The organism is Pedobacter lithocola, from assembly GCF_042650845.1.
Lineage (GTDB): Bacteria > Bacteroidota > Bacteroidia > Sphingobacteriales > Sphingobacteriaceae > Pedobacter > Pedobacter lithocola.
In genome coordinates this window covers 161,975-187,839 of sequence record NZ_JBHSBW010000013.1, presented here as the reverse complement: position 1 = coordinate 187,839, position 25,865 = coordinate 161,975, and the positions used below count along the sequence as shown (strand labels likewise).

26 protein-coding genes are annotated in these 25,865 nt (G+C 42.0%); 24 read left to right on the top strand and 2 right to left on the bottom strand.

What is annotated here, in order from left to right; translation table 11 throughout:
* The first annotated feature begins 174 nt into the window (after positions 1-174).
* From ACFOWA_RS14760 to ACFOWA_RS14680, 17 genes are all read left to right on the top strand, one after another.
* Complete coding sequence (locus ACFOWA_RS14760) at positions 175-1,062, top strand: RteC domain-containing protein (RefSeq protein WP_378986447.1); 888 nt, start codon at positions 175-177, stop codon at positions 1,060-1,062.
* Positions 1,063-1,197: 135 nt separating this feature from the next.
* Entirely contained in the window at positions 1,198-1,731 is a 534-nt protein-coding gene (locus ACFOWA_RS14755; protein ID WP_378986445.1) for a hypothetical protein, read from the top strand.
* 52 nt (positions 1,732-1,783) lie between these two features.
* A complete protein-coding gene (locus tag ACFOWA_RS14750) occupies positions 1,784-2,128 on the top strand; it encodes a DUF4134 domain-containing protein (protein ID WP_378961327.1) in 345 nt (114 codons plus the stop codon).
* 56 nt (positions 2,129-2,184) lie between these two features.
* On the top strand, positions 2,185-2,511 hold the full coding sequence (locus tag ACFOWA_RS14745; RefSeq protein WP_378961328.1) for a DUF4133 domain-containing protein: 327 nt from the start codon (positions 2,185-2,187) through the stop codon (positions 2,509-2,511).
* The gene (locus ACFOWA_RS14740; protein WP_378986443.1) at positions 2,508-4,970 is read left to right on the top strand and encodes a TraG family conjugative transposon ATPase; all 2,463 of its coding nucleotides are present in this window, start codon (positions 2,508-2,510) and stop codon (positions 4,968-4,970) included. The genes ACFOWA_RS14745 and ACFOWA_RS14740 overlap by 4 nt, the downstream gene beginning before the upstream one ends.
* Positions 4,971-4,988: 18 nt before the next feature.
* The gene (locus tag ACFOWA_RS14735; protein WP_378986441.1) at positions 4,989-5,357 is read left to right on the top strand and encodes a hypothetical protein; all 369 of its coding nucleotides are present in this window, start codon (positions 4,989-4,991) and stop codon (positions 5,355-5,357) included.
* A gap of 66 nt (positions 5,358-5,423) precedes the next feature.
* Complete coding sequence (locus ACFOWA_RS14730; protein WP_378986439.1) at positions 5,424-6,107, top strand: conjugal transfer protein TraI; 684 nt, start codon at positions 5,424-5,426, stop codon at positions 6,105-6,107.
* Entirely contained in the window at positions 6,100-6,774 is a 675-nt protein-coding gene (locus ACFOWA_RS14725) for a hypothetical protein (protein WP_378986437.1), read from the top strand. The genes ACFOWA_RS14730 and ACFOWA_RS14725 overlap by 8 nt, the downstream gene beginning before the upstream one ends.
* Complete coding sequence (locus tag ACFOWA_RS14720; protein ID WP_378986435.1) at positions 6,761-7,390, top strand: TerB family tellurite resistance protein; 630 nt, start codon at positions 6,761-6,763, stop codon at positions 7,388-7,390. The genes ACFOWA_RS14725 and ACFOWA_RS14720 overlap by 14 nt, the downstream gene beginning before the upstream one ends.
* Entirely contained in the window at positions 7,387-8,622 is a 1,236-nt protein-coding gene (gene traJ, locus ACFOWA_RS14715; protein ID WP_378986433.1) for a conjugative transposon protein TraJ, read from the top strand. The genes ACFOWA_RS14720 and traJ overlap by 4 nt, the downstream gene beginning before the upstream one ends.
* A gap of 24 nt (positions 8,623-8,646) precedes the next feature.
* A complete protein-coding gene (gene traK / locus ACFOWA_RS14710) occupies positions 8,647-9,273 on the top strand; it encodes a conjugative transposon protein TraK (protein WP_378986431.1) in 627 nt (208 codons plus the stop codon).
* Positions 9,270-9,488 (top strand): hypothetical protein, encoded by a 219-nt coding sequence (locus ACFOWA_RS14705; protein WP_378986429.1) that lies wholly within the window; start codon positions 9,270-9,272, stop codon positions 9,486-9,488. The genes traK and ACFOWA_RS14705 overlap by 4 nt, the downstream gene beginning before the upstream one ends.
* 21 nt (positions 9,489-9,509) lie before the next feature.
* Positions 9,510-10,559, top strand: a complete 1,050-nt coding sequence (gene traM, locus ACFOWA_RS14700) for a conjugative transposon protein TraM (protein ID WP_378986427.1) — start codon at positions 9,510-9,512, stop codon at positions 10,557-10,559.
* Between the two features lie 11 nt (positions 10,560-10,570).
* Entirely contained in the window at positions 10,571-11,866 is a 1,296-nt protein-coding gene (locus tag ACFOWA_RS14695; protein ID WP_378986425.1) for a hypothetical protein, read from the top strand.
* Positions 11,867-11,925: 59 nt separating this feature from the next.
* The gene (locus tag ACFOWA_RS14690) at positions 11,926-12,105 is read left to right on the top strand and encodes a histone H1 (RefSeq protein WP_378986423.1); all 180 of its coding nucleotides are present in this window, start codon (positions 11,926-11,928) and stop codon (positions 12,103-12,105) included.
* A gap of 221 nt (positions 12,106-12,326) precedes the next feature.
* Positions 12,327-12,893 carry a Crp/Fnr family transcriptional regulator gene (locus ACFOWA_RS14685; protein ID WP_378986421.1) on the top strand — a complete coding sequence of 189 codons (567 nt, stop codon included), beginning with the start codon at positions 12,327-12,329 and terminating at the stop codon, positions 12,891-12,893.
* Between the two features lie 84 nt (positions 12,894-12,977).
* Positions 12,978-13,451: a RidA family protein gene (locus tag ACFOWA_RS14680; protein WP_378986419.1), complete on the top strand. Its 474-nt coding sequence runs from the start codon at positions 12,978-12,980 to the stop codon at positions 13,449-13,451.
* A 198-nt stretch (positions 13,452-13,649) separates the two neighbouring features.
* Here the strand turns inward: ACFOWA_RS14680 and ACFOWA_RS14675 are convergent, their stop codons facing one another.
* Positions 13,650-15,554: a glycoside hydrolase gene (locus ACFOWA_RS14675; protein WP_378986417.1), complete on the bottom strand. Its 1,905-nt coding sequence runs from the start codon at positions 15,552-15,554 to the stop codon at positions 13,650-13,652.
* Positions 15,555-16,532: 978 nt separating this feature from the next.
* On the opposite strand from ACFOWA_RS14675, the gene ACFOWA_RS14670 reads away from it, so the two are divergent.
* From ACFOWA_RS14670 to ACFOWA_RS14640, 7 genes are all read left to right on the top strand, one after another.
* Positions 16,533-17,129 (top strand): hypothetical protein, encoded by a 597-nt coding sequence (locus ACFOWA_RS14670; RefSeq protein ID WP_378986415.1) that lies wholly within the window; start codon positions 16,533-16,535, stop codon positions 17,127-17,129.
* Between the two features lie 189 nt (positions 17,130-17,318).
* The gene (locus tag ACFOWA_RS14665) at positions 17,319-17,516 is read left to right on the top strand and encodes a hypothetical protein (RefSeq protein WP_378986413.1); all 198 of its coding nucleotides are present in this window, start codon (positions 17,319-17,321) and stop codon (positions 17,514-17,516) included.
* 9 nt (positions 17,517-17,525) lie between these two features.
* A complete protein-coding gene (locus ACFOWA_RS14660) occupies positions 17,526-18,491 on the top strand; it encodes a DUF932 domain-containing protein (protein ID WP_378986411.1) in 966 nt (321 codons plus the stop codon).
* A 230-nt stretch (positions 18,492-18,721) separates the two neighbouring features.
* Positions 18,722-18,934, top strand: a complete 213-nt coding sequence (locus ACFOWA_RS14655; protein ID WP_378986409.1) for a helix-turn-helix transcriptional regulator — start codon at positions 18,722-18,724, stop codon at positions 18,932-18,934.
* Entirely contained in the window at positions 18,931-20,253 is a 1,323-nt protein-coding gene (locus ACFOWA_RS14650; protein ID WP_378986407.1) for a hypothetical protein, read from the top strand. Before ACFOWA_RS14655 ends, ACFOWA_RS14650 begins: the two co-directional genes overlap by 4 nt.
* Positions 20,253-22,715, top strand: a complete 2,463-nt coding sequence (locus tag ACFOWA_RS14645) for a sensor histidine kinase (protein WP_378986405.1) — start codon at positions 20,253-20,255, stop codon at positions 22,713-22,715. The genes ACFOWA_RS14650 and ACFOWA_RS14645 overlap by 1 nt, the downstream gene beginning before the upstream one ends.
* Positions 22,712-24,499 carry a hypothetical protein gene (locus tag ACFOWA_RS14640; RefSeq protein WP_378986403.1) on the top strand — a complete coding sequence of 596 codons (1,788 nt, stop codon included), beginning with the start codon at positions 22,712-22,714 and terminating at the stop codon, positions 24,497-24,499. Before ACFOWA_RS14645 ends, ACFOWA_RS14640 begins: the two co-directional genes overlap by 4 nt.
* Before the next feature lie 447 nt (positions 24,500-24,946).
* On the opposite strand, the gene ACFOWA_RS14635 is transcribed toward ACFOWA_RS14640, so the two are convergent.
* Complete coding sequence (locus ACFOWA_RS14635; protein WP_378986401.1) at positions 24,947-25,855, bottom strand: helix-turn-helix domain-containing protein; 909 nt, start codon at positions 25,853-25,855, stop codon at positions 24,947-24,949.
* Between the last annotated feature and the right edge of the window lie 10 nt (positions 25,856-25,865).

Below are 25,865 nucleotides of genomic sequence, written 5' to 3'. Positions count from 1 at the left end.
TTTTCTTAAAATATGTCTAAATCCGTATTGCAGGTTAATTAGCATCCTCCCAACTTTGTGTAAATATTACTTATCTAAATCTGTTCAATATGATAGGATTTTACGCATCCCATGCTAAAGTGAAAGTTGTTGCCAGTGAACAGGCTGAGCAAGGGTTATTTAACCTATATGTTTATGTTATCAAAACCGATTGAAAAGCTGCTCATTCAGCTTACCGATGGCCTGGCTCATACAGCTGGGCAAAAATTAACACCCTCCGGCCGTCTTGCTGCCGCTCTTCAACTCATCCGAAGGCTATTGCTTCTACTACGCGAGCAAGTAATGTCAGAACCGTTTAAAAGTAAGCAGGAAGAGATCCATTTTTTCAAAATGGTAAAACCAATATTTATTGCTGCAAAAATATTCGAGTTGGAGAGATATAATTTAGAACAGAGCAAACCTGCTGGAAGTTGGGGGAAACTGCTGTCCTACTATGAACGAGAATTAGAGATAATCCAAATGTTTTTTTTGCATTATGCTTACTTATACCAATATTTCCGCGCGGGTGCGGTCGAAATGGACGAGCTGTATTTCTTGCGTGGTGCTGAAGTGCCATCAGTCCTTGTATCTGAGTTTGAAGAGCATGATATCGGATTTTCAACCTGCGGAGATCATCTGTTCGCCCGATTCAAAGCTTACGAAAATCTGCAAGACCACATCATAGAGCAAATTCGCTTGGGTTCTTCTGCAGACAAGGGCACACAACATAGTGCCTATGTATCGAAAAAACTCACATGGACAGGTGAAAGCATTAACCTGGTTGAACTTGGTTATGGGTTGTATGACAGCGGACAGCTTAACCACGGTAAGGCCGGAATAAACGACATTTTTACCTGGCTTGCCGAGCACTTGAACGTATCGATTGGAATTCCGGCACGAAGGTTCGTTGAGATCAAAAGAAGAAAGCGTCTGAGCCGTACCCGTTTTTTGGACAATATGCGTGATTCGATCAATAAGAAGATCGACGATGACGAACGTTATGAGCCTGAAAAATTAAAATCGAAGCGTGAAAGGCAGAGCTGATGGCTTTTAAAGGGAATTGATTATCAATGATTTGAATATAATTTTTGGCTACTTGTCCAATGCGGATTTGCATGCTACCAACCTTTGCTTTTGTAATTCCTGCCGCAATGGGGCGGCAGGACAAAAGCAAATATCATGTTAGAACAATTCACCTGGCAACAGTTTTTGGTTGCCGCATTCGTACTCTCGCTGGTCTGGTACCTGGCCATTTTTCTGCTTTACTACCGGCAGAAGGCAAGCGGATTTTTTTTGCAAAAGCCGAAGGAAAAACCACCGGAAAAGCTCCATAAGGAATGGGAAGCAGAACTGGAAGATGAACCCGAACCGAAGGAAGAAGAACCCGGCACCCTGATGGGAAGATCGGTGGAGCCCGAAGGTGTAAGCATGGTAGCGATGGATGGTGTCCATTTCGCAGAAAGGTCGCCGGATGCTCACAAAGACGATCAGTTAGGGCTTGTGCCGGATGTGCTGGAAGAACTGAAAGTCGCTTTTCGTGATCTGGAAAATAAGGATGGCGGTAAAACTCACTTTTTTCCACTAATTCAGCGGATCAAGGAAAAGTATCCTAAGATAGCCGCAAGCGACAACCTGGAGGATCTCAACCGCTATATCCGAGACAATGCGCCCTTCCTGCTGACCGATGAGGAACTCGAAGACCTCTGGGACTAAGCATGCTTTCCTTTCAAATCAATTCAATCCGCCATTTTAAACAGTAATTCCCATGAAAAATCAATTCAATAGCCCAAAAAAGCAAACCTTCGCCAAATTCCTGTTACTGTCCTTCACCCTTTGCGTGTACAATATGCTTTGCAGCCTGTCCCTATTCGCCCAGGACGGTAATGCCGGGATAACCGAGGCAACCAACAAGGTCAAAGGATATTTTGATACCGGAACCGACCTGATGTATGCCATCGGTGCAGTTGTCGGCATCATCGGGGCCATCAAGGTCTTCAACAAATGGAATGCTGGTGAGCCGGACACCAACAAGGTAGCCGCTGCCTGGTTCGGTTCCTGTATTTTTTTAGTAGTAGTCGCTACCGTCCTCAAATCATTCTTCGGCATTTAACCTATAGCCCTGCCTTTGGCACCGAGCTAAAGGCAGGGCTTTAAAAATCAATTACCATGTCAAGCGTATATCAGATCAACAAAGGCATCAACAAACCCATAGAATTCAAGGGATTGCGGGCGCAGTATATTGCTTACCTCGCAGTAGGATTGGTATTGCTGCTGATCAGCTTTGCTATCCTATACATCTGTGGATTAAGCCTGTTCATTATCCTGCCGGTAATCTTCGGACTAGGTGGCGGCCTTTTTTACACCGTATTCCGGCTTAGCCATAAATATGGTGAGCATGGGCTGATGAAGTACTTTGCCAAAAGACAGCTGCCACGCTACCTCAAATTCAGTTCAAGGAAAGCATTCACCTCTTTAAGAAAGGCAAAACCATGACCGCAATAGAGAAAATTATGCCGATCAGCACGGTGGAACATAATGCCATCGTATCGGCGCAGGGCGACATCACCATTGCCTATGAGGCCAGCCTGCCGGAGATCTTTACACTATCCGACCGGGACTATGAGGCCTACCACCAGATACTGATCAAAGCCATTAAACTTTTGCCCGTTAACAGCATTTTTCACAAGCAGGACTGGTTTACCGAGACTAAGTATAGGGCAAACTTTGAGACCGATGACAACAGCTTTTTGTCCCGTTCCAGCGAACGCTTCTTCAATGAACGCCCCTACCTGGATCATCGCTGTTACATCTTCCTGACCAAAAAGCCAAAAGACCGTAAACTTTCCAGTTCAGTATATTCCAATATCCTGCGCAAGTCCATTGTGCCACAACAGACCGTTAACAAGGTTTTGTTCAATGACTTCCTGGACAGTGCGGGCCAGTTCGAGCGGGTGCTCAAAGACAGCGGCTTTGTCGCGCTGCGCAGGCTAACTGATGAAGAACTAGCCGGAACCGGCAACCGCCCCGGTATCATTGAAAAGTATTGTTTCCTGCAAAAGGAAAATGAAAAGACGATCCGCGACGTACACGTTAAAGATGAGTTGCGTATCGGCGAAGCGCATTGCAAGCTGTTTACTTTATCAGATGCCGAAGACCTGCCTGCCTTATGCGGCAGCCGGATCAATTACGATAGGTACAGTACCGACCGCACCAAGTTCAGTATCGGCTTCGCCTCACCATTGGGCCAGCTGTTGCCCTGCAACCACATCTACAACCAATACATCTTCATCGAAGACGCACCTAAAACGCTGAAACGGCTGGAAGCCAAAAAGCTTCGCCTGCAATCTCTGTCGGCTTATTCCCGTGAAAATGCCATTTCTCGTGTGGCGACTAACGATTTTTTGAATGAAGCTATCGGTCAGCAGCGGTTACCGGTCAAAGCGCATTTCAACGTCTTGGCCTGGTCGGAAGACGAAGCGGAAATCAAAGACCTGAAAAATAAGGTCAGTTCGGCACTTGCCCAAATGGATGCTACGCCCAAAGAGGAAACCGACGGTGCGCCGCAGATCTGGTGGTCAGGTCTGCCCGGAAACCAAGCTGATTTTCCAATGAACGATACTTTCGATACCTTTTTGGAGCAGGCTACATGCTTTCTAAACCTGGAGACTAATTACCGGAGTAGTATCAGCCCTTTTGGTATCCGCTTCGGCGATAGGCTTTCGGGCAGGCCCGTACATACCGACATCTCGGACGAGCCGATCAAATTGGGTTACACCACCAATCGCAATAAGTTCATCATCGGCCCCAGCGGCAGCGGTAAATCCTTTTTTACCAATCACATGGTGCGCAGCTATTACGAGCAGGGAACGCATGTGGTGCTGGTGGATGTTGGCCATAGCTACAAAGGTTTATGCGATTTGGTAGGTGGTTACTATTTCACCTATTCAGAAAAAGACCCGATCAAGTTCAACCCGTTCTACTTGACCGATGGTGATGTGCTGGACACCGAGAAAAAGGAAAGTATCAAAACCTTATTGCTTGCCCTCTGGAAAAAGGATGATGAGCCCTTTACCCGTTCGGAGTATGTGGCTTTATCCAATGCGCTGACCGGTTATTATGCCTACTTGGATCAGCATTCCGAAATCTTCCCCTGCTTTAATACCTTCTATGATTATCTAGTAGAGGTCTATCTGAAAGTACTGGAAGATGGTAAGGTCAAAGAAAAAGACTTCGACATTGCCAATTTTTTGTACGTTCTGAACCCTTATTACAAGGGCGGCGAGTATGATTATTTGCTAAATGCTACTGAAAACCTTGAGCTATTGAACGAGCGCTTTATTGTCTTCGAGCTGGATGCCGTAAAGGATCACCCGATACTATTTCCGGTAGTGACGATCATCATTATGGAGGTATTTATTTCTAAGATGCGCAAGCTTAAAGGCATCCGTAAGATGATATTACTCGAAGAAGCCTGGAAGGCCATTGCCAAAGAAGGCATGGCAGAGTACCTGAAATATCTCTTTAAAACGGTTCGAAAATTCTTTGGTGAGGCCATCGTTGTTACCCAGGAGATCGAGGACATCATTTCTTCTCCTATCGTTAAGCAGGCCATTGTCAATAACTCCGACTGCAAAATTCTTTTAGACCAAAGCAAGTACCAGAACAAGTTCGATGCAATACAGGAACTGCTGGGATTAACCGACAAAGAGAAAGCACAGGTACTTTCGATGAACAAGGCCAACGACCCTAAGCGCAAGTACAAAGAGGTATTCATTTCCCTGGGCGGACAATATAGCAAGGTCTACCGGACAGAGGTAAGTCTGGAAGAATACCTCGCCTACACCACCGAGGAAAGCGAAAAGATGAAAGTGCAGGAGTATGCCGAGAAATATGGCAGCATACAAAAAGGCATTGCAGTACTGGCCAGTGAGCTGCGTAACCAGAATTCTTAACCAATAAATCTATAAAAAATGAAAACACTTTTTTTTCTATGTGCGGTCGCGGTACTATTTGCTACCGCCTGCACCACTGACAAAACCAGAAGTTTTATCCCCGGCACCTATGTGAACAGCGCAGGCGGCGAATACAGCGTAGCCGATGATACGCTGGTCATCGAACCTTCAGGTAGCAACAATTTCTCCATACTTCGCAAAACCGGTTTCAATGTCGTAACCGACGGCAAAAAAGGTAAACGCCAGTATGAGACCGAACGATGGAACGCCATCTACGATGATGGTACCAAAACCCTGACCGAGACCCGAAAGGGTAAGCTCATCACCTTCTATCCGGAAACAGGCACGCTGAAAGTCGGCAAGCGGGAATACAAAAAGATCAATTAATCAATTATGAACACATTATTAAAATTAATAAGTCTCCCCTTCCGGGGGAGATTTAGAGGGGGCTTTATGAAGAAGTATATGGTTGCCCTGCCTTTAAGCGCCATGACGCTGTTTGTTGCTTTGCCTTCCGAGGCGAATGCACAGATCGCTATCGTGGAGGTAATCAAGGCAGGCATAAAAAAAGTCATCAAAGCGGTTGACCTAAAGGTACAACGCCTACAGAACGAAACCATCTGGCTGCAAAATGCGCAAAAGGTGTTGGAAAACCAGTTGTCCAAACTTAAACTGACCGAGATCGCCGACTGGACGGAAAAGCAGAAGGAACTTTACAGCCAGTATTACAATGAGCTATGGCAGATCAAATCGGCCATAGTCTATTACAAGCGGATCAAAGACCTGACCGAAAAGCAGGTGGCCATTGTGGACGAATACAAATGGGCCTGGGGGCTGTTCGGTAAAGACAAGCACTTTACGCCCGAAGAGCTCACCTATATGGAAACGGTATATTCCGGCATATTGGATGCCAGTATCAAAAACCTTGACCACATCCTTTTGGTGGTGAACAGTTTTAAAACGCAGATGAGCGATGCCAAAAGACTGGAAATCATCAATGCCGCCGCTGACCAGATGGACATCAATTACAGCGACCTGAAAAAGTTCAACTCGCAGAACATTTCTTTAAGCATCCAGCGGGCAAAGTCCCTGGATGAAGTGGCTACCTTGAAAGAAATCTATGGAATCAATGAATAAGGTAAAAGTAGAAAAGCGAAGGGTAAAAGGCTTGTTAAGTATACTTGGTATTTGCTGTCTGCTTTGCGCCTTTAGCTTTCAGCCTGTCCAGGCGCAGACCTTCGCCGAATGGTTTAGCCAGAAGAAGAAGCAAAAGGAATACCTGTTAAAGCAGATCGCAGGCTTGCAGGTCTATATCGGATTTGCTAAAAAGGGCTACGACATCGCAACCAGCGGCATCCATACCATTCGTGATATTAAGAATGGTGAGTTCGGTTTGCACAGTGCTTTTTTCGGTTCGCTCAAAGCAGTAAGCCCGTTTATCAGGAACAACAGCAAGGTAGCGGACATTATTGAAATGCAACTGGCCATTCGCAAGAATTTTAACGGCGTCAAAAGCAATGACCAGCTTTCGGATGGTGACCGGGAATATATCGGTTCGGTCAGGGAAAAGGTACTGGATGAATGCCTTTCCGACCTGGAGGAACTGCTTTTGGTTATTACTTCCGGCAAGGTGGAAATGACAGACAATGAGCGCATCGAACGCCTGGATCAGGTCTATACCGGGATGAAGGACAAGGCGGCATTTACCCAAAGTTTCACTAATGAGGTCAGCCTATTTGTCGGGCAAAAAGAAAGTGAACAACGATCAATTAATCAAAACAGGAGGCTTTATGAAATCAATTAGAATACTGTTGCCGGTACTTTTATTATTAGCAACTGCAAGCTTTTCAAGGGCACAATCCACCGAGGTACAGCAACTATTGCTGAACGTAGAAAAGCTCAGCCAGTTCAAGAACATCCTTTCCGACATGAAGAAAGGGTATCAGATCGTCAGCACCGGCTACAATGCGGTGAGGAACATTTCCCAGGGCAATTTTAGTCTGCACGAGGTCTTTATTGACGGCCTAATGTTGGTTAGCCCCGAGGTAAGAAAGTACCACAAGGTAGCGGGCATCATTACCTATCAAAAAGATATTGTTTCGGAGTACAAAACGGCATTTGGCCGCTTCAAATCATCTGGAACTTTTAGCGAACAGGAGATCAATTATCTCAGCAAGGTCTATGGGCAATTGTTCGATCAGAGCGTAAACAACCTGGATGCGCTGATGAACGTGGTCACTTCCTCCAAGCTCCGCATGAGCGATGATGAACGCTTGCAGGCCATTGACAAGATCTTTGCCGATACCCAGGACAAGCTTTCTTTCCTGCGGGATTTTAACAAGCAGGCCAGCCTGCTTAACCTTCAAAGGCAAAAGGAAAAGAATGATATACAAACCCTTCAAAAAATCTACCAGCCATGAAACTAAATCATAAAATCAAAAAGCTTTTCAATAGCTCCACCTTCAGGGGGCTGGGGGGCATGCTGCTTTTGCTCTTACTACCCAGCTTATCCCACGCTCAGGGCATAGCGCACGAAATCGGCAGTATGCAGGGCGAACTGGACAAGGTATATGGCCAGATGCTCCCGCTATGCTCGAAGCTGATAGGCGTCGCCCGTGGCATAGCCGGGTTTGGCGCACTCTGGTATATCGCTTCACGAGTATGGCGGCAGATAGCAGCGGCAGAACCCATCGACTTTTACGCATTATTACGCCCATTTGCCTTGGGGCTGGCCATTATTGCCTTTCCGGCGGTCATCGCCCTGATGAACGGTGTATTACAGCCGACCGTTTCAGCGACCAGTGCTATGGTGGCTGACAGCAATAAGGCGATAGCGGCATTGCTCAAACAAAAGGAAGAAGCGGTGAAGAAGTCCAAACAATGGCAGATGTATGTCGGCGAGGACGGTAGCGGAGACCGTGAAAAATGGTATAAGTACACCCATCCAAAAGATCCGGGCGGCGAAGAGGAAGGTTTCTTTGATGGTATCGGCAATGACATGAAGTTCTGGGCTGAAAAGCAGAGCTATAACTTTCGCAACTCTATCAAGCAGTGGCTTAGCCAGGTGCTGGAAGTCCTTTATGCATCGGCTGCGCTGTGTATCAATACCATTCGTACTTTCTTTTTAATTGTCCTTGCCATTCTCGGCCCATTGGTATTTGGCTTTGCCGTGTTCGACGGTTTTCAGCATACGCTCACCGTGTGGCTTGCCCGGTATGTCAACATCTTTTTGTGGCTGCCCATTGCCAATATCTTCGGGAGCATCCTTGGGAAAATACAGGAGAACATGCTCAAACTAGACCTTTCGCAGATCGGTCAGCAGGGCGATACCTTCTTCAGTTCCACTGACACGGCGTATCTCATATTCCTGGTCATTGGCATCGTCGGTTATTTCTCAGTGCCGAACGTGGCCAACTACGTGGTACATGCCGGAGGGGGCAATACCATTCTGCAACGGGTGAATACCATTGTGAGTAACACAAGCTCTACTGCAAGCGGTGCTGCGATGGCTGGGGGCGGTATGGCGGCAGATGCTTTGGGCGATGCCTACCGGAATATCAAACAGGGTTTTTCAGGTTCAGGGAACAGCGATTACTTTCCTGACAAATCCGGCGGCTCACAGCACCAAAGGGATAAACTATCCGGTAACTAACATTCATCATTAATTCCCAAATATATGTTCAGTCAATTTAAAAACATAGACACCGCCTTTAAGCACATCAAGACGTTCAGCATCTTTCTGATCCTGGCCAATGTGCTGACCATCGGCTTTTGCATCTACAAAAGCTATGATATGGTGAACCAGGCGCAGAACCGCGTACATATCCTCTACAACGGAAAAGTGCTGGAAGCGATCGCATCGGACAGGAAAAGCAACCTGCCGGTTGAGCTGCGCGACCACATCAAGACCTTTCACCAGTTGTTCTTTAACCTGGCGCCGGATGACAAGGCCATACAGGCGAATATTTCCAAGGCGCTTTATCTCGCTGATGAATCGGCCAAAAAGCAGTACGATAACCTGAAGGAAAGCGGTTATTACAACAACCTCATTTCGGCCAATATTTCCCAGGATATTGAGGTAGATAGCATCAAACTGGATGTTAATACCTATCCCTATGCTTTTACGTGCTACGCTACCCAAAAACTGGTACGTTCCAGCAGTACGGTCAAACGCAGGCTAGTTTCGCAGGGAACGATCAGGGACATTAAAACCCAGACGGACAACAACCCGCACGGCTTTCTGATCCAGGGCTGGGAGATATTGGAAAACCGCGACGAAGACCCTAAAGCACTAAAGCCATGAGACTATTCCGAAAAAGACAAACAGCGGTGAACCCGAAACAGGAGGAACTGGCCGCAGGCATTGCCCGAAAGATCATCGGCTTACAGACAAAGGCAGCGGATCACCTGAACGGCAAGGCAGCTAACCTGTCAGCAAAGTCAAGGCTGTTTTTGCTGATCCTGTTCTGCGTATTGTTTGCGGCGATCAACCTCTACCTGCTTATTCACTCGATTTAATCATCAATAAAAAATTATAAAATGAAAACACAAGAAGAAAGAACCAGAAAGATGCTGCTGGTATTACCGCTATTGGTACTGCCTTTCCTGTCGCTTGGCTTTTATGCCTTGGGCGGCGGTAAAGGTAATAGTTCCACAGGCCAGCTCACAAGCAAACCGGGAATCAACACAACCCTTCCCGATGCGGCCTTTAAAAAGGAAGACCCGCAAAGCAAGTTAAGCCTGTACGAACTGGCTGGCCGGGAGCAAAAACCCGATAGCCTGCCCACTTCGGTTACAAAACAGGGCTTTGGTTCAGCAAATGTGCCTGATCCGAACGAGCAGCGCATCAATGAAAAGCTGGCGCAGATCAATACCGAAGTTAACCGGCCTGTTCCACCTGTCGATTATGGCACAAAGTATTCACAGCCTGGAAATAACAGCAATATGACTGGCGATGTTGATCGCCTGGAAAAGTTGATGCGTACTATGCAGGAAGACAAGGCGGAAGACCCGGAAATGAAGCAGCTCAGTGAGATGATGGATAAAATTATAGCCATACAAAATCCGGAAAGCGTAGCTGCAAAAACGGTAAAACCTGCCGGTGCCGAAGGCGATACCAAGTTCAAGGCGATACCCGCACAGATCGTAGACAAACAGAAAGCGGTACAGGGTGCAACTATAAAATTGCGATTGCAGGACACCGTTACCCTGTATGGTTACCTGATCCCCAAAGGGCATGAGATCTTTGGCACCTGCCGCATTACCAACCAGCGCCTGTTACTCGACATTAAGAATATCCGTTTGGGCACATCCATCATTCCGGTTGACCTGTCGGTCTATTCGCTGGACGGCATGCCGGGATTGTATGCGCCGGAAGCGGAACTGGCCGACGCAGCTGGTAGCGGAGCAGATGATGCGGTGCGCAGCATCGGTATGTACGGGGTGGATAATTCCATCGCTACGCAGGTAGCTGGTGCCGGTATAGATGCCGCCAAATCCCTGTTCAGCAAAAAGATCAAAAAGATCAAGGTCAAACTAGAATCAGGCCAGCCGGTATTGCTGCGTAACAACCAGCAGAAAATCAGGTAAAAGTATAGTACATGGCACAGTTAAACGATCCGGCAATGGCAGGTGAACTGCGTGAACATTTGCAAGAGCAGTCGAACAAAGGATATGAATGGGTAGTGTATGACACCGATAACCCGATCAATGCCAGATATGATCTGACCTGCTTTTTAGATGAGCACGAAGCCATAAATCATGCAAGGGAATACCAGCAGATATTTAACTGGCACGAGGCCGTGCCGATCAGCAGCCTGGTGTACGACTTGAAACGATTGGAAAGAAACCAATTACAGCCACCAACGGATTTGGCGATAAACAATCCAGATTTAACACTAAAAACAATTAAAGCGATGAACTTAAACAATTTGGACAACCTGAAAGAAGAGCTCAAGGAGCTTGGCTTTCCAAAAAAACTGGCGGAGGAAATGGAAAAGAACATGCAGAAGAATGTTCCAGAGTTCCAGCTCCGTCACCCAATGCCTGCAGATAAGGGGCAGGTAGATTTGCAGCTGCACTTCAAGCAGTCCGGCCAGTCCGACTATTATTACTTCAATAAATATTCGGTGACCCTGAACAATGCCAAACCATTGGAAGCGGAACAAAAGTACCTTGTCATCTCGCCGGGTGAACAGAACAAGCCGGTATTCCGCAAGTTCGACAGCCCGCACGAGGCGATCAGCTATTTTAAAGAGCAGAAAGGTGATAGTGAACTGGCCGTAGGTAAAGACGTTGGTCATAAGACCACTTTAGCTACGATGGAAAAGGACAAGGTGAACTTTGTTGCCAAAGATTTTCAAAAGACCTTTTACAGTCCTGCGGTAACGCAGAACGTCTACGTGGAAAAAGGCAAGGGTTTCTCTGCCGAGCAATCGGCCAACCTGATCCAGGGCCGTTCAGTCTACCGAGACGACCTGCTCAACCTGGGCGGTCAGCAATACAAGGCATGGATCAAGCTGGACTTCGACCAGACCAAAGACCGTTTCGATAACTTCAAGATCAAGCAGTTCCATGATCCATCTTACGGATTCGATTTGAAAGCGGTACTGGACAAGTACAATATCAAAGAATTGGCTGATCCTAAGCAACGTGAAAAGCTGGAGGAATCGCTGAAGAACGGTAATCGCCCTTTGATCACCACGGTAAAAGATGGGCAGGAAGTGAAGCTGCGCATTGAGGCGGTTCCCCGTTATGGCCAAGTGAATATGTTCCAAGAGAACGGCAAGCCGGAGAAAAGGGAACAGTTCCAGGTAGCCGTTAAAAATGATCCGCTTTTGGAGAAAGGCAAGGATACGCAAAAAGACCTTTCGCAAAGCCGCGGGGTTAAAGTCTAATTCATTCGATATTCTAAGAACGCTAATTCATCAATAATTAAATAAATAAAAACAACGTTATGGAAAATTTCAAAAAGTTAAAAGAGCTGATCGAAACAGCTGAACAGGATGCAGTTAAATTTTATGAAAAAGGCAACAAGGCGGCTGGAACCAGGCTGCGCAACGCATTACAACAGAGCAAGACACTAGCCCAGGAACTTAGAGCCGAAGTGACTGCTAAGAAAAATTCAGGGAAATAACTCGAAAGGTGTTTACATTTTAGAAAATGCCCGGCTGGTTGACAGTTGGGCATTTTTGATTTGATTACGAAGAAGTCCCAACGGCACATATTTCAGAACATTTCACAAGTGATTTGCTATTATTGATCAATACAATATTATAATTTTATATAAAGCAGGTTTATGTCAGCCTTAGGGATACATGCTCTATAAATGGCTTACAATTTGAAAACTTTTATAATATGGAAAATTTATTTAGAGCTCATATAGAAAAAGTAATTGCGCTTACCGATGACGAGTTTAAGGATGTGTTGTTGCATTTTTCATTAATGAATTTCAAGAGGCGTGATTTTCTTATCAGGGAAGGCGGAAGAGTTCCATATGCCTTTTGGGTTGTGTCTGGACTTTTAAAGCTTGACTATGCGGATGCCTCAGGAAAGCAACATGTCGTAGCCTTTGCTATGGAAGACTGGTGGGAAGGGGATTATTATGCGTTCTTCAACCAAAGTCCTGCAAGTATGTCCTTGCAGGCCCTTGAAAATACCCAGGTGCTATGCATGACCCTTCAGGGTTATAACAACCTGTGCAGGAACCTTCCTAAAATGACCTACTTCTTTCTTCAGAAAGCCAACAGGGGGCATATCAGTTCCCAGCAGCGAATACTGGAATTAATCAGCACTAATGCCAAAGAACGCTACGATAAGCTCCTGCAACGATATCCAATACTTTTCCAGCGAGTACCCCACACCCTGATTGCTTCTTATCTGGGTGTAACCCGAGAGACACTGAGCAGGCTTTCGACACCATAGCGCGCCTAAGATAATTGTGAGATTTGTCACGAAAAGTAAGCAGAGGTTTTGATGAACTTTGATGTATAAATTAGACATCAGATCATGAAAAAGTTTGGTAAAATTTTAGTGTTCACATTATTAACTTTTGCGTCAGCTATGGCGCAAAATAAAAAGGAAAAACAAATGGAAAAAAGAGAATTCAGTCCTTGGCAATGGCAGGACCAGCTCAGATATGTACAGGCTGTTGAAGTAAAAGATGTACAGGGTACACTATATGTATCAGGTCAGGCAGCGGTGCATGCCGATGGCAAGTCGAGCAATGCCGATATGCGCACCCAGCTTGGACTGGCCATACAGAACCTCGAAAAGGTAATTAATGAGGCAGGTTATGACCCCAAAAATATAGTTCGGCTCACAGTTTACTCAACTTCCTCTGATGAGTTTATCAAGAACTGTTTTGACTTATTCAAGGCCTTCGTGGCGAAGCACGGAATGAAACAGACGGTCACTCTTCTGCAAGTAGTTGCCTTGAACGAAACACTAAAGGTGGAACTGGAAGCCACTGTAGTGAAATAATCACTCGATTCGATTCAGCGAAAGACCATGTAAACGCATGGTCTTTTTTTATGGTTTGATCCCAGGATCGTTGCAAAATTTGGGACTTTTTACAGTAAAAACATCCTGTTAGTGGTTATTGAGCTACATCGTTATAAATATCTTTAGAAACCGCAATTCATAAGTAGTGGACTAATGCAAGCAAAAAGATCGTTGCGATTACAATAATAGAAATCCCTTCGGTTTGATCAGTTTACCCTGGAACGTGTAGGCCATATCGCCAAAATTAACAACCGCTTTCTTACCAGATGAAAAAACCGTTTCCTGGACTTTATGGTCTGCAGTTACAAACCGGTGTGATACCAATTCATCATAACCTATTTTTTGTAACCACGGACAAATATTTTTATAGCTCTCTATAAACGTATTTTTGTATGCATCCCAGACATTTCTGTCGATACTCCAAAGTGGCGCATTACCGTAAAGGATATTGAATAGATCTTTTTTCCACCATATTTCAGGATTATGGTGATTACCATCTTCCCATCTCCACGAACTTACCACGGCATCATGATATACCAGATCATATAAAGGCACTCTCGTATACTCATTGATTGAGTATCGTAGATACTTATCAGGAGCTACCCTTGTTCCCAACATTTGCGTTGGCCTGGAGTTATTTTTCCAGTCGCCATAGTAGTAAATAGTTCCCTTTTTTTGTATGTCAGAGCCAAACCAGGTTCTTTGCAAAGTCATCATCCCATGGTTGTAAACAGCACCAGACCCCAAATAATCCGCTCCCCATTCTCCGCCCATAAACTGGCCATATTTATCAGCTAATAACTTATGACTTTTAATTACTTCTTCTGCAAATTGTTGGCGGGTAAGCGGATTTTTTTTCGAGTAATCCTCAAACAAGCCGTTTGCCTGATACACATCCAAAAAATAGGATTCATGTTTAAATTCTTTTAGTTCACGTTCTATACGCTTCACCATTTCAGGGCGTATGGCAATGGGGTTACTGGTATGGCCAAATTGATTCGACACTGTCTTACCGTCCTTATTTCTAATTGCAAGCTCATTAAATTTACCGGGGTAGCTAGTTAAGGCAAAGCGCAAAGGTCCTTTTTCATCTGTTTCACGAAATACTGTGTCTCTCAGTTTTAAATCTGTGAATAGCTCATAAGTACCTGTGGCATAGCTTAACTCTTTTAATTGCGTATCATACCCCGTTTTCGGGTATGGAGTATGATTGGGATTCCAAAGTATAAGAGCCTTATCAATTCCACTTTGTTTTAATTCTGCTGCAAAACTTGTTTCGCGGGCGTTGTCCCAAACATATATATGTACCCCGCCGATCATTTTGGCAATAGCAGGTGTTTTTTTTTCATTTTGCTTTAAGGTAATAACGTTGTTTTTTTTCCAGATGTGATCCCTGTATTTTTTGCATTGGGCAACATAACCACCCTTATCAAAAAAATGATACGTAACTTTTCTATCGTATGCAAACTGATCTTTAGAAGATAACCAAACAGGCGAAAATGTAACCAGGCCGTTCTCACGTTTGGTTCTTAATGCCGCATCAAAGGGAGTTTCTAAAATTGCCATATACCCGCTTTCAAATTGAGTATCTGTCATGCCCATCCATGCCATAGAGGTACCTCCGCCACAGAAAAATGTACGGCCGTTGCCAAGTGGATATTCTGTATCGTCTGCCGGTAGCAGAAAACCGCCGCCATCGGTATAAAGTAAATAATGATCTTTATTAGGGGTTTCAAAAGCGGCTGGAAAACTAAGTTCGTTCATGGGCATTTTTGTGTCGGCTGATAAGCTGATCTCTAATGCCGAAAGTGACGTTAGCGTAAAAATTGCCGTAAAAGTGTTTTTACCAGTAAAATCGACCTGTAAGGTGTTGCCTCTTTGGGATGTGTTTTGTACAGTGAAAATTTCACTGGCTATGGTCTGTTGCCAAGCTTTTTGGATGCGCTTGTCTGTAACAGTCAAAATATTTGTTTGATCGTTAAATTTTACTTCCAAGCTGGAGCTTGCGATGATCCAGGTTTTTGAATAGGCTGTAAACGAAACAACGTAAAGTAAAATAAAAATAGCAGTAATTTTTTTCATTGATCGGTTGAGATTTATTGCTTTTGCGGTCTTTAGAGTCCTTTATGGTTGATAGTGGAGTAAAGATAATGATCGGATCTATATAAGCAGCTGATGGGACCCAGATAATAGGATTTATATAAAAAGAATCTACAATCGCATTTAATAAATGAGCCGCGTAGTCGATTCCATAGGCTCGCTGAACAAGGACGCTTTACAGCAACTTTTCGATGTATATACCATCGTCTTTCCCTTTAGTATAAATATCCTTAAAAGCGACCAGTTCGGCGGTAAGTGTTGAAGTAGCTCTGTTTATTCGCACAGGGGACAACGTCTCTAAAAGTAAGCTCAGTATATTTCCTCCCGGGACTATGTTCCGCTTTCAGCATGGATTTGATATTATTGGTCACGTGGTTTTTAAGACCAAAGAACGTTTTTGAGTAACACCCGTACCAATAAGGTTGTCAAAAAAGGTAAAGATACCAGTTTGTTCCTCCTGTTCCTTTTCCTATGCGCCAGCAGTTCCAGCCGCCTCATTCCGTTCCTGCATTCGGCAGCTTCACTGCATCTGGCATAAGTGGCTCCGTTCCTCCGCCACCCACGCTGCCTGCCACTTCATAAGTTTTCATAAGTGTCCTGCAAACCCTGGTCAATAATTCCACCCATCTTTTTGGTAGCAAATTTCTCAACAATCCCTTTGACGTCAAGACCAAGCCCTACGGGTTTGCTCAAAAAAAATCTCCACCCACTCCGCTGCGCTACGGGGTAGTATTTTTTTTGGCAAAGTCTTGCCTTACAAAGGGATTGGTTTAGGTGAGGGTGCTTATCAAAAAGACAGGAGGCCCCTGCCGACTGACATATTAAAAAAAAAGATAGCACCATGAAAACACAAACAGCACACGGCAGAAGCCCACCCACCGCAGGGAGTAAAACAATGCACAGACAAACGCCCACAGGGCAAAATCAAATCAGTAACACTAAAAATTTAAAATAAAAATCATGAAAACTACAGTAATCGAATCAGGAACGACAGCTAAAAAAGTAAACAGTTCAGCGGTAAACGTTAAGGCAGAAAACAATGGTGCGCCTAAAACCAACGGCTTGCCCCTAAGCAAAGAGTTTGACGATAAGCCAAAAGGAGAATCCGAAACTAAGAAAGCGGAAACCCCTGCTGAACAGCTAAGGCCACAGGAATTGCCAAAGGCTGAACAAGTAAAGCCCGAAGCACCGAAAGCAGAACAGCCAAAAGCAGAGCCGATTAAACAAGAGGTGAAACAGGAAGAACCGCAAAAAATAGTGCTGAACTTAGAAAGCACCCTAAAATTGGTGGAAGAACTGCACCGCAGGAAAATTCAGCGTGACAGGTTGTTAGATACCATTGATACATTGGAAGCCTTTGAAGTGGCGCAAATTGATGATGCGGACGAAACGGAAGCAAACCACTTTCAGGGTTGCGTTCTGACCATCGAAGACGACAACCGCAGGAAGTTTACTACTAAAAACCCTGTTATCATTCAGGCAGTAGCACAGTTTGTAGACAGCATGTGCGTAAACCGTTTGGCAGAGATCGAAGCAGGTATTACCATTCCTGCATAAATGTTAAATACCCCTGCTATATCGCAGGGGTATTTATTCCATTTATCTAATCAGCAACAACATGGAAGCAGCATTTATAGACCACCTTGACCAAATCTATTGGCAGGGTTACGGGGAAGAATTCAAAGCAGAGAACCCCGATGCCTTTTACAGACAGTTCGCAGAGTTTAAAAGCCAATATCATTTAGCATGAAATACGAGACCCTTTTTATTATGGTTCGTGTGGCAGTCCATGCCGACCATACTAGTATTGCAGAGATCGTAAACGAAGTAGAAACACAATCAAAACTAAGTTTAACCGATACCGCAAACGTCAATATACTGGAAACAGAGATTTTTTTATCAAGAGTACGCAACATTAAAAATATCATTCATGGCAAACGTTAAAGAAAAATTTTGAAAGTCATTGGCAAGGAAATTGACAGCAACGCAACAAGCGCAGAAGCGATTTTACAGGCGGATTTAAATTTTGAGGTATCAAAACACCCGAATTTGCACACTCTGCCAAGCGGTAACAATATCATTTCTGATAATTCATTTTTTACCTACCGAACCGATACGGAAGCCATTTTGGGCGATAAGATCGGCAGGGATTATGAAGTGGTACAGAATATAGATGCTTTTTCATTCTTTGATAATATTGTAGGTGGCAGAGGTGGCATACAATATGAAACCGCAGGCGCATTAGGATATGGAAAAACGATATTTATAACAGCTAAACTGCCCGAGCAAATACGGGTTGGCAGGGATGATATGATTGACCAGTATTTGTTTTTGACCTCTACTCATGACGGTTTAGGGAGCATTACTATTGCTTTTACACCTGTGCGTATTTGGTGCGCTAACACATTAAACGCTGCATTAAATAATTGCAGTAACCAAATCAAGATACGCCATACCGCAAGCGCAGCCGAAAAACTGAAAGGGGCGCATAAAATGTTAGGCATATCCGACCAGTTAAGCACCGAACTGGAAGCCATATTTAATAGGTGGTCAAGGGTACGCATTTCCGACCCCGAAGTGAAAAAGCTTATTCAACTGGCAATGGTGCCGAACAAGGAAACTTACGAAAAGCTTAAAACTGGTAGGGAAGACGAACTATCAAGCCATTACAACAACATGGTTAGCAGTGTTTTTGATTATGCCATGACCGCAGACAGCCAGCAGGAGGCATCCACCAAAGGAACTTTGTTTGGCGCATACAACAGCGTAACGGGTTATTTTCAGAACGTGCGTAATTTCAGGGATGATGAAAGCAAGTTTAAATCTATAATGTACGGAACTGGCTTTGAGCGTTCACAAGTCGCTTTTGATCTTTGTACGGATTTTGCGAAGCATGGCAATACACTAAATTTGAACTAAAAAACGTCCTGTAACAGCTTAAATGCCCTTTCTATCGCTAATTAACTAGGTGAATGAAGGGGCATTTTTGCGCGCGGCCCCTTGCGGGGCTAAAGGGGCTATGTAAGGTATTGAGAGGTTTGATTAAATTTGATATTAATTATCCACCAAATACCAATAGCTTAATGGTATTGTAATAGTGCTATATTTTGTCTTAATTTGTATATAAATATGCGAATTAGGCTATTGTTATGGTTAAAAACGATATCAACAGAATACGGGTTGTGTTAGCAGAAAAAGGAATCACAAACAAATGGCTGGCGCAGAACCTTAAAAAAAACCCGACTACAGTTTCTAGATGGTGTAGCAACGACATGCAACCCTCTTTAGAAACCTTAATAAAAATAGCTGAGAAGTTGGCTGTAGATGTAAAGGACTTAATTAATTCCACTATTAAAAAGTGATAAAAACTGATAAAAGTATTTTACAAAGTCTTGACTCTATAAGTAGTGGGGTTCTAAATGGCGAAAATTATAGCAGAGAGGATTTTGCCAGAAGCATATTAAATTATCCTGCAATGATGGTGCCGTCTGTTCAGGAACCGATCATACAGAGTTTATCAAAAACTATTAAAGGCGAAATTGCACTATTAGATCCATTTATGGGTGCATCAAATACCCTTGTAACTGGTATGAAGTATGGGCTAAGCGTTTATGGCCAAGATATAAATCCTCTATCTCTTTTGTTAAGCAAGGTAAAGACTAGTCATTTCTTATTTGAGGAACTTGACGAAGCAAATAAAAGAATACTAGATTTGATTCGAGCTGATAACTCTAGCAAGGTTGAAGTGAATTTCGCGAATATTGACAAATGGTTTAAGAAAGACGTACAAATTGAAATATCTAAAATTTATCGCGCGATATTAACTGAGTCCAGTTTAAAAATCAGAAGATTTTTCTGGGTTACGCTAGCTGAAGTTATTCGGATGAACAGCAATGACCGAACGTCAACTTTCAAATTACATATGCGTCCGATTGACGAGATTAATAACAGAAATACTTCTGTTGTTAAAAACTTTGAATCAACATCAAAAAGAAGCATTAAAAGCATTACTGATTTCTCTTCGGTTCTTAATGATAGCGGTTTTATAAAAGATGGGAAGTATTCAAAAAATGTTGATGTTGTGTGGGCTAATACTAAAAAAGAAATCAAAACAAATAGATTATTCAATTTATTGGTGACCTCACCTCCCTATGGAGATAATCAAACAACGGTGACATATGGTCAATTTTCATATTTGTTACTTCAATGGATACCGTTAGAGGATATTGATAAGAACATTGGTTTTGATTATTTACGCTCAACACAAGCTATTGACACGGAAAGCCTAGGCGGAAACAAAAATATAGAGGATACTCAAACGGATGATGTTCTTTTCGGTAAATCAGAAACCCTTAAAAAATTCGTCACGCAATTTGATGGTTCACAAAGAAAAAATGCCGGTAAAGTAACCAAGTTTATTAATGATTTGGACTTAAGCATAGATAACATGCTGGTGAAATTACAAAAGGACTCCTATATGGTCTGGACAATTGGCAATAGAAATGTCAATAAGAAAGTAGTTAAAAATGACACTATTCTAAATGAGCTTATGCAGTCAAAAGGTGTTAATCTTTTTACCGATTTGGAACGCGACATACTTAGTAAGCGAATGCCAGGAAGAAATAATTTTTCTGACACCATGAGTAAAGAGAGAATACTGATTTTTAAGAAACCTTACTAATGAGCGAAACGAAGTATCATTTCGATATCACACCCCATATTGTAAAGCAACTTGGAGAGCAGCTTGTTTCCGATGAGATTACTGCGTTGTTAGAATTGATTAAAAACTCGTACGATGCCGATGCTTCCTTTGTATCAATTGAGATAAATACTACTAGTGAATACCTTCAAGAAAAGCTTTTCTATCCAGAACATAAAGGCTTCATTGTAATAGAAGACGATGGATTTGGAATGAGTGAGGAAACGATTATGAAGTCGTGGCTAATCATCTCTTATTCTCAAAAACGTCAGTTAAAGGAGGCAAAAAAAACTACACCTAAGGGAAGAACTCCGCTCGGGGACAAAGGACTCGGCAGGTTAAGTACCCAAAGATTGGCTGACATATGTGAGATTTTTACAAATGAAGACGGTAATCAAGGAACTCACATTGCATTTAATTGGAAGGATTTTGAGACGGAAGAGTCATTAAGTCAAGTACGCATACAGGCTGAGGAATTCAAACCTACAAGGAAGAAAGGCACGGCTTTGATACTTGCTAACCTTAATCATGCTGAAGTCTGGGAAGGACAGAACCTGGAAAAATTTAAAGGACAAGTTTCACAGATTATATCGCCGTACAAAGAGAACAGGCCATTTGAAGTATTTATCAAAATAAATGGAATAGCCGTTGATTTAGATAAATCAAACGAGGATTTAAGAGATTTAGCGATTTCACGTTTTGAGTTTGAGTTTGATGGCTCTATAATTTCATTAAGAGGAAAAACTAAACTATCAAAGTTCATTGGTAATAGCAGGGACGATTTCAACGCCTATTTAGAAATTGACAACGGGAAAAAGTTTTTTTCTTTTTTAAAGGATAAGTATTCGGACATAGAATTCGCTTATGATGGGTTTTTCGTAAGCTTTCAAAGAAAGTTCGATTTTCATAAAGATATTGGCGGTATTGAAGTTTATGAAGGTGAAAAGGCTAGTCCTGGGCCATTCAAAGGCCAAATAGATGAGTTTACTTATGATAATTGGCTGTCTAACGATGACAACTTAAAGGACGTTTTCGGAAAAATGTCAAATTACCGAGATTTTGCACAAAGTCAAGCTGGTATTAAGCTTTTCAGGAATGGTTTTGCCGTAAAGCCATTTGGCATAGATGGCGATGACTGGCTTCGATTACGCGACTCTCAAACAACGGGTAGTTCTTATTATACATTAAGGCCTGCAAACGTTATTGGGTATTTTGCGATTGATGAAGGCTTCAATGAAAAGCTAAAAGACAAAACTGACAGAGAAGGGTTAGTATCGAATCCATATTCCAGGAATTTTTTCACCATATCATTTTTTATTAAAGACGAGGTAAATCGGTACCAAGAAGGAATACGACGAGCTTATAACGATTTTATCAAAACCTATAAGGTTGAAAAAAGTGGGATAAAAACCGTAAGGCAGGCATTCGATCAACTTAAAGACACAAAAACTAAAACGGAAGAAGTAAAAGAGAATTTCAGTGAGGCTGTAACTGTTGTCGGCAAAGCAATTAATGATTCTAATAAAATAGTAAAAGCCGTTAAGACTAATCCCTTATTTTCAACTGATCTTGAAAAGGAAACCGTCAATAAAGTTGAAGAAATACTCAATGAACTAGCCACTATTCAAAGTACTCTTGTTAAGCTTGAGAAAATTATTGCTAGGGGTGAGAAATTAAATGAAGTTATAGATATTCTTGAACCCAAAATTCAAGTTTTAGAAGAACAACTAGCTAATTTTTCAGAATTAGCTAGTTTAGGATTAACAGCTGAATCGGTAAGCCATGAATTTGCTTCAATTGCTGATAGGTTAGCGGAGAAAGCGGTCTTCTATTCAAACAAGCTACAAAGTAAAAAGCTAAATGACAGCGATATTTATGTACTAATGGAATACATAAACACAACGGTCAATGGGTTAAAGATCCAATTAAAACATTTAGACCCTGCATTAAAGTATAATAAAGAGAAAAAGGCCACATTCAATCTCTCCACATTTTTCAAAGACGAAACTGAGTACTATAAAAATCGCTTTTCGAAGCAGGGAATAGGTTTTCAAGTAGATGTAATTGATGACTTCATAGTAACTATTAATAAAGGGAAATTAACCCAAGTTGTAGATAATCTAATTAACAACTCAGAATATTGGTTACTTGAAAGAAAAAAAATCGAAGCGCAATTTGAACCTACGATTTTTGTAAAAATAGAAGCCCCTTGGATTTATATTTATGATAACGGATTTGGTATTGCTCCAGCCGTTCAAAATGAAATATTTGAACCGTTCGTGACCACTAAGCCTAAAGGCGATGGTAGAGGTTTGGGACTATTTATTATAAACCAATTGCTAGATTCATCTGGATGTTCAATTACCCTAGAACCGACGGAAAATGAACATAAAAGAAAGTATATTTTTGCTATCAACCTTTCCAATATTATTATAACTGAATGAAGACAGGCAATAAAGAAGAAGCGCCGGTTGCAATGGTAGTTGATCCCACCGCCAAAAATGAAGCTCAGGCGAAAACCGCTATTTTGAATTTCTTAACTCAGCTGAAGGTTCAAAAAATAATTTACGTGGATGATCGATGCTCAATCAACGAATTGAAAGAAGCTTATATTGGTAAGCTGAAAGCTCATTATGATAATAAACCTCAAGAGTTAGATTTTATTGATTGGGAGTTAGCAAAGCCCGTGTTTGAAAGGGGAATTAACAAAGCTTGGGACGACAAAGATGATGAACAAAGAAGAGAATTGTTTTTAAGAATTTTAACATTTGAGAATAATAGTGAAGAGTTGGAAAACTCAGTAGCACCTTTGAAACTGAAAGACATTTTAAAAGATAAAATAGATTTACTTTCTCCGACTGAATGGGTTGCCAGTAAAAATAATATAACGGCCGCTCTAACTGCCGATGCTAAAGTCTTGTTTCTGTTTGATATTGAATTCGGTAATGTACCTTTACCTGATAATAGGGACGGAAGAGACTTAGCTGTGGAATTACTTCAGGATACAGCAATCAGTAACTTTTTATACTGTGGGATATTCTCACATTTATTTAATATTTCCGAAGAATATGACAAACGAGGTGAATATTGTAGAAGCCACGGCTTAGACAAAGAAAGATTTTATACAATATCTAAAAAAAGATTTCAGAATAGTTCATATCTGCCTGGACTAGCTGAAGGCATCCGAAATACACTTTTAATAAATGAAGTAGAATTGCTAAAAAAGGAAGCTTCTAAGGTTTTAAGAAGTTCCTTTGCGAAATCTATTAATGAAATTAATTTATTAACTCCAGACTCATTTAACCATATCATTCAAAGAAGTTCCAAAGAAGAAGGCGTATGGGAAATGAATACATTAATCCGGATATCTAATATTATCACTTCTCATAAAGCATTAACTAGTCTTATACCTGCTCAACGACGAAGGAGAATCAATCAAAGCCTTGAAAAAATCAGACAGGTGGAGAAGATTAAAACTGGTGGTGAAACTCCGGTTGACAAGACCCAGGTAGTTAGTCTACGTACAAAGGAATTGTATATTGAAAGTAACATACTTAACCAACTTCACTATCCGCTATCAAACGGTGATATTTTTAAGATTCAAGACAAGGAATACCTTCTGCTTGTTCAACCATGTAATGTAGCACTTAGAAGCAATGGGATTAGAGACAGAAAATACAATCTTGGCTTTTTAATTGAATTGGAGACTATAAAGCGAGATGTTTACTACCAATACAAAAAGGGTCAGTTAGCTACGCTTGATGTTATTGAGGACGTATTATTGCCGGCCGAGTCAATTAAGATCGCACGCTTTTCGACTTTCCAGTCCATTAGTCTGTCGCCTCTGGACTTAGCTGTTTTCAACAATGATGGGGTATCAAGAATAAATCTGAGTGAGGCAGAGAATCAATCGATGATAATACAAGAATCCTGGAAAAAACGGTATAAATTTTTGCACAAAGAGTTTTTAGAGTTTAGTGAAGGAATAAAGACGTATAAGAAGATTCGAATTGCTAAGAAAGACGTATTAAAGAATGCTGTTTTTCAAGGGCCACTTTTTTCTGGTTATAAAATTAATAATGAAAATGCGTTATCTAGATCGGGAAAACTTATAGAATTTAGCATAATAAGATTATCCCACTATAGGTCACCATATTCTGATGATTTGCTGCAAAAATTCATGCAATATTTATCTAGAAATGCATTTGACCATGACTTTTCAAACTAGTGAGCGGTTCAATGTAAAACGGCTTTGTTATTAAAAATCGGCTTTAATCATCAAATAAAGTGGCTAAACGTTTCAAATCTTCCAAAAAATGGTTCGTGGGCTGAAATGTTTCGAGTACTTACCGGAATCGAACCCTTCGATTCCGGTTTTTTTATTCCATCGTTTGCCTTAGATGTTTACGGAATAGTTTTCAGAGTACTTTTGCTACACTAAAATTTGATTTAAGTTTTCCGCTGTAGCCTTGGCAATTTTGCCGGCTTATATGCATGATGACAATGCATTATTAATGGATCGGAATGCTTTTCAAAGAACATTCTTCATTACCAAAAACTCATTATCAAAATCTTATTATGTGATTAGGTGCTCTTTCTGATTTTGACAATTTAAATTATCATTAAACGAAGGTATAGAGAGACATCTGTTTGAAGTGGATTTTTTTCGCATCTATCAGTTAAAGGACTGCCTGAATTCCAAAGGTGAAAGTTTGGTTTTTGTTTTGAATAATTTGCTGAAGGACTGTAAATGTTCAAACCCCAATTGGTAGGCGATCTCACTAACAGATAAATCAGTTGCTGATAACTTTTCTTTTGCTTTTGCAATCAGTTTTTCGTGAATGTACTGCTGTGTGTTTTGTCCGGTGAGCGTTTTAAGCAGGCTGCTCAGATATTTAGGCGATAAATTTAATGCTCCAGCAATGAATCCAACTGATGGCAACCCTTTATTGATTAAATCAGTACTGTTAAAATAATCGTTCACCAATGTTTCCAAACGATCAAGGATCTGGTGGTTATGTTTTTCACGCGTGATAAACTGGCGGTGGTAGAATCGGTCAGCATAGCTGAGCAAACTTTCGATTTGGGAGATGATAATTTGTTTGCTGAACTTATCTATGTTGGACCGGTATTCGTGCTGAATGTTCAAGATGATACTGTTTACAATAGCTTCTTCTTTATCAGAAAGGAATAGTGCTTCATTTACCGAATAATCCCAAAAATCGTATTTCTTTATCGTTCCGGCTAAAGGGGTATTCCATAAAAAGTCAGGATGAATATTGAGTACCCATCCTGAATTTTCTATTTTCTCCTCAATTTTGGCCGGTGTAACACTGAAAACCTGATTGGGGGCCATAAAAGACATTATGCCTTCATCAAAATCAAACTGATGTTGCCCATATTTCATCTTGGCGCCCGAAACCTTTTTCATAGCGATAACATAAAAATCTAAAAGTAAAGCTGTCGGTTCATCACTAGTCAACTGCTTAACGCTTGCAACATCAATTACGCTAATTAGTGGATGTTCAGGTTTTTGGAGTTCCCTAAACTGATGAAATTCGCTGATCGTTTTGATGTGTTTCATGCCTCTTTAG

Bases quoted from the DNA above. Each gene is read 5' to 3' on its own strand.
- ACFOWA_RS14760 (WP_378986447.1), top strand. From the start codon at position 175: ATGTTATCAAAACCGATTGAAAAGCTGCTCATTCAGCTTACCGATGGC.
- ACFOWA_RS14755 (WP_378986445.1), top strand. From the start codon at position 1,198: ATGTTAGAACAATTCACCTGGCAACAGTTTTTGGTTGCCGCATTCGTA.
- ACFOWA_RS14750 (WP_378961327.1), top strand. From the start codon at position 1,784: ATGAAAAATCAATTCAATAGCCCAAAAAAGCAAACCTTCGCCAAATTC.
- ACFOWA_RS14745 (WP_378961328.1), top strand. From the start codon at position 2,185: ATGTCAAGCGTATATCAGATCAACAAAGGCATCAACAAACCCATAGAA.
- ACFOWA_RS14740 (WP_378986443.1), top strand. From the start codon at position 2,508: ATGACCGCAATAGAGAAAATTATGCCGATCAGCACGGTGGAACATAAT.
- ACFOWA_RS14735 (WP_378986441.1), top strand. From the start codon at position 4,989: ATGAAAACACTTTTTTTTCTATGTGCGGTCGCGGTACTATTTGCTACC.
- ACFOWA_RS14730 (WP_378986439.1), top strand. From the start codon at position 5,424: ATGAAGAAGTATATGGTTGCCCTGCCTTTAAGCGCCATGACGCTGTTT.
- ACFOWA_RS14725 (WP_378986437.1), top strand. From the start codon at position 6,100: ATGAATAAGGTAAAAGTAGAAAAGCGAAGGGTAAAAGGCTTGTTAAGT.
- ACFOWA_RS14720 (WP_378986435.1), top strand. From the start codon at position 6,761: ATGAAATCAATTAGAATACTGTTGCCGGTACTTTTATTATTAGCAACT.
- traJ (WP_378986433.1), top strand. From the start codon at position 7,387: ATGAAACTAAATCATAAAATCAAAAAGCTTTTCAATAGCTCCACCTTC.
- traK (WP_378986431.1), top strand. From the start codon at position 8,647: ATGTTCAGTCAATTTAAAAACATAGACACCGCCTTTAAGCACATCAAG.
- ACFOWA_RS14705 (WP_378986429.1), top strand. From the start codon at position 9,270: ATGAGACTATTCCGAAAAAGACAAACAGCGGTGAACCCGAAACAGGAG.
- traM (WP_378986427.1), top strand. From the start codon at position 9,510: ATGAAAACACAAGAAGAAAGAACCAGAAAGATGCTGCTGGTATTACCG.
- ACFOWA_RS14695 (WP_378986425.1), top strand. From the start codon at position 10,571: ATGGCACAGTTAAACGATCCGGCAATGGCAGGTGAACTGCGTGAACAT.
- ACFOWA_RS14690 (WP_378986423.1), top strand. From the start codon at position 11,926: ATGGAAAATTTCAAAAAGTTAAAAGAGCTGATCGAAACAGCTGAACAG.
- ACFOWA_RS14685 (WP_378986421.1), top strand. From the start codon at position 12,327: ATGGAAAATTTATTTAGAGCTCATATAGAAAAAGTAATTGCGCTTACC.
- ACFOWA_RS14680 (WP_378986419.1), top strand. From the start codon at position 12,978: ATGAAAAAGTTTGGTAAAATTTTAGTGTTCACATTATTAACTTTTGCG.
- ACFOWA_RS14675 (WP_378986417.1), bottom strand. From the start codon at position 15,554: ATGAAAAAAATTACTGCTATTTTTATTTTACTTTACGTTGTTTCGTTT.
- ACFOWA_RS14670 (WP_378986415.1), top strand. From the start codon at position 16,533: ATGAAAACTACAGTAATCGAATCAGGAACGACAGCTAAAAAAGTAAAC.
- ACFOWA_RS14665 (WP_378986413.1), top strand. From the start codon at position 17,319: ATGAAATACGAGACCCTTTTTATTATGGTTCGTGTGGCAGTCCATGCC.
- ACFOWA_RS14655 (WP_378986409.1), top strand. From the start codon at position 18,722: ATGGTTAAAAACGATATCAACAGAATACGGGTTGTGTTAGCAGAAAAA.
- ACFOWA_RS14645 (WP_378986405.1), top strand. From the start codon at position 20,253: ATGAGCGAAACGAAGTATCATTTCGATATCACACCCCATATTGTAAAG.
- ACFOWA_RS14640 (WP_378986403.1), top strand. From the start codon at position 22,712: ATGAAGACAGGCAATAAAGAAGAAGCGCCGGTTGCAATGGTAGTTGAT.
- ACFOWA_RS14635 (WP_378986401.1), bottom strand. From the start codon at position 25,855: ATGAAACACATCAAAACGATCAGCGAATTTCATCAGTTTAGGGAACTC.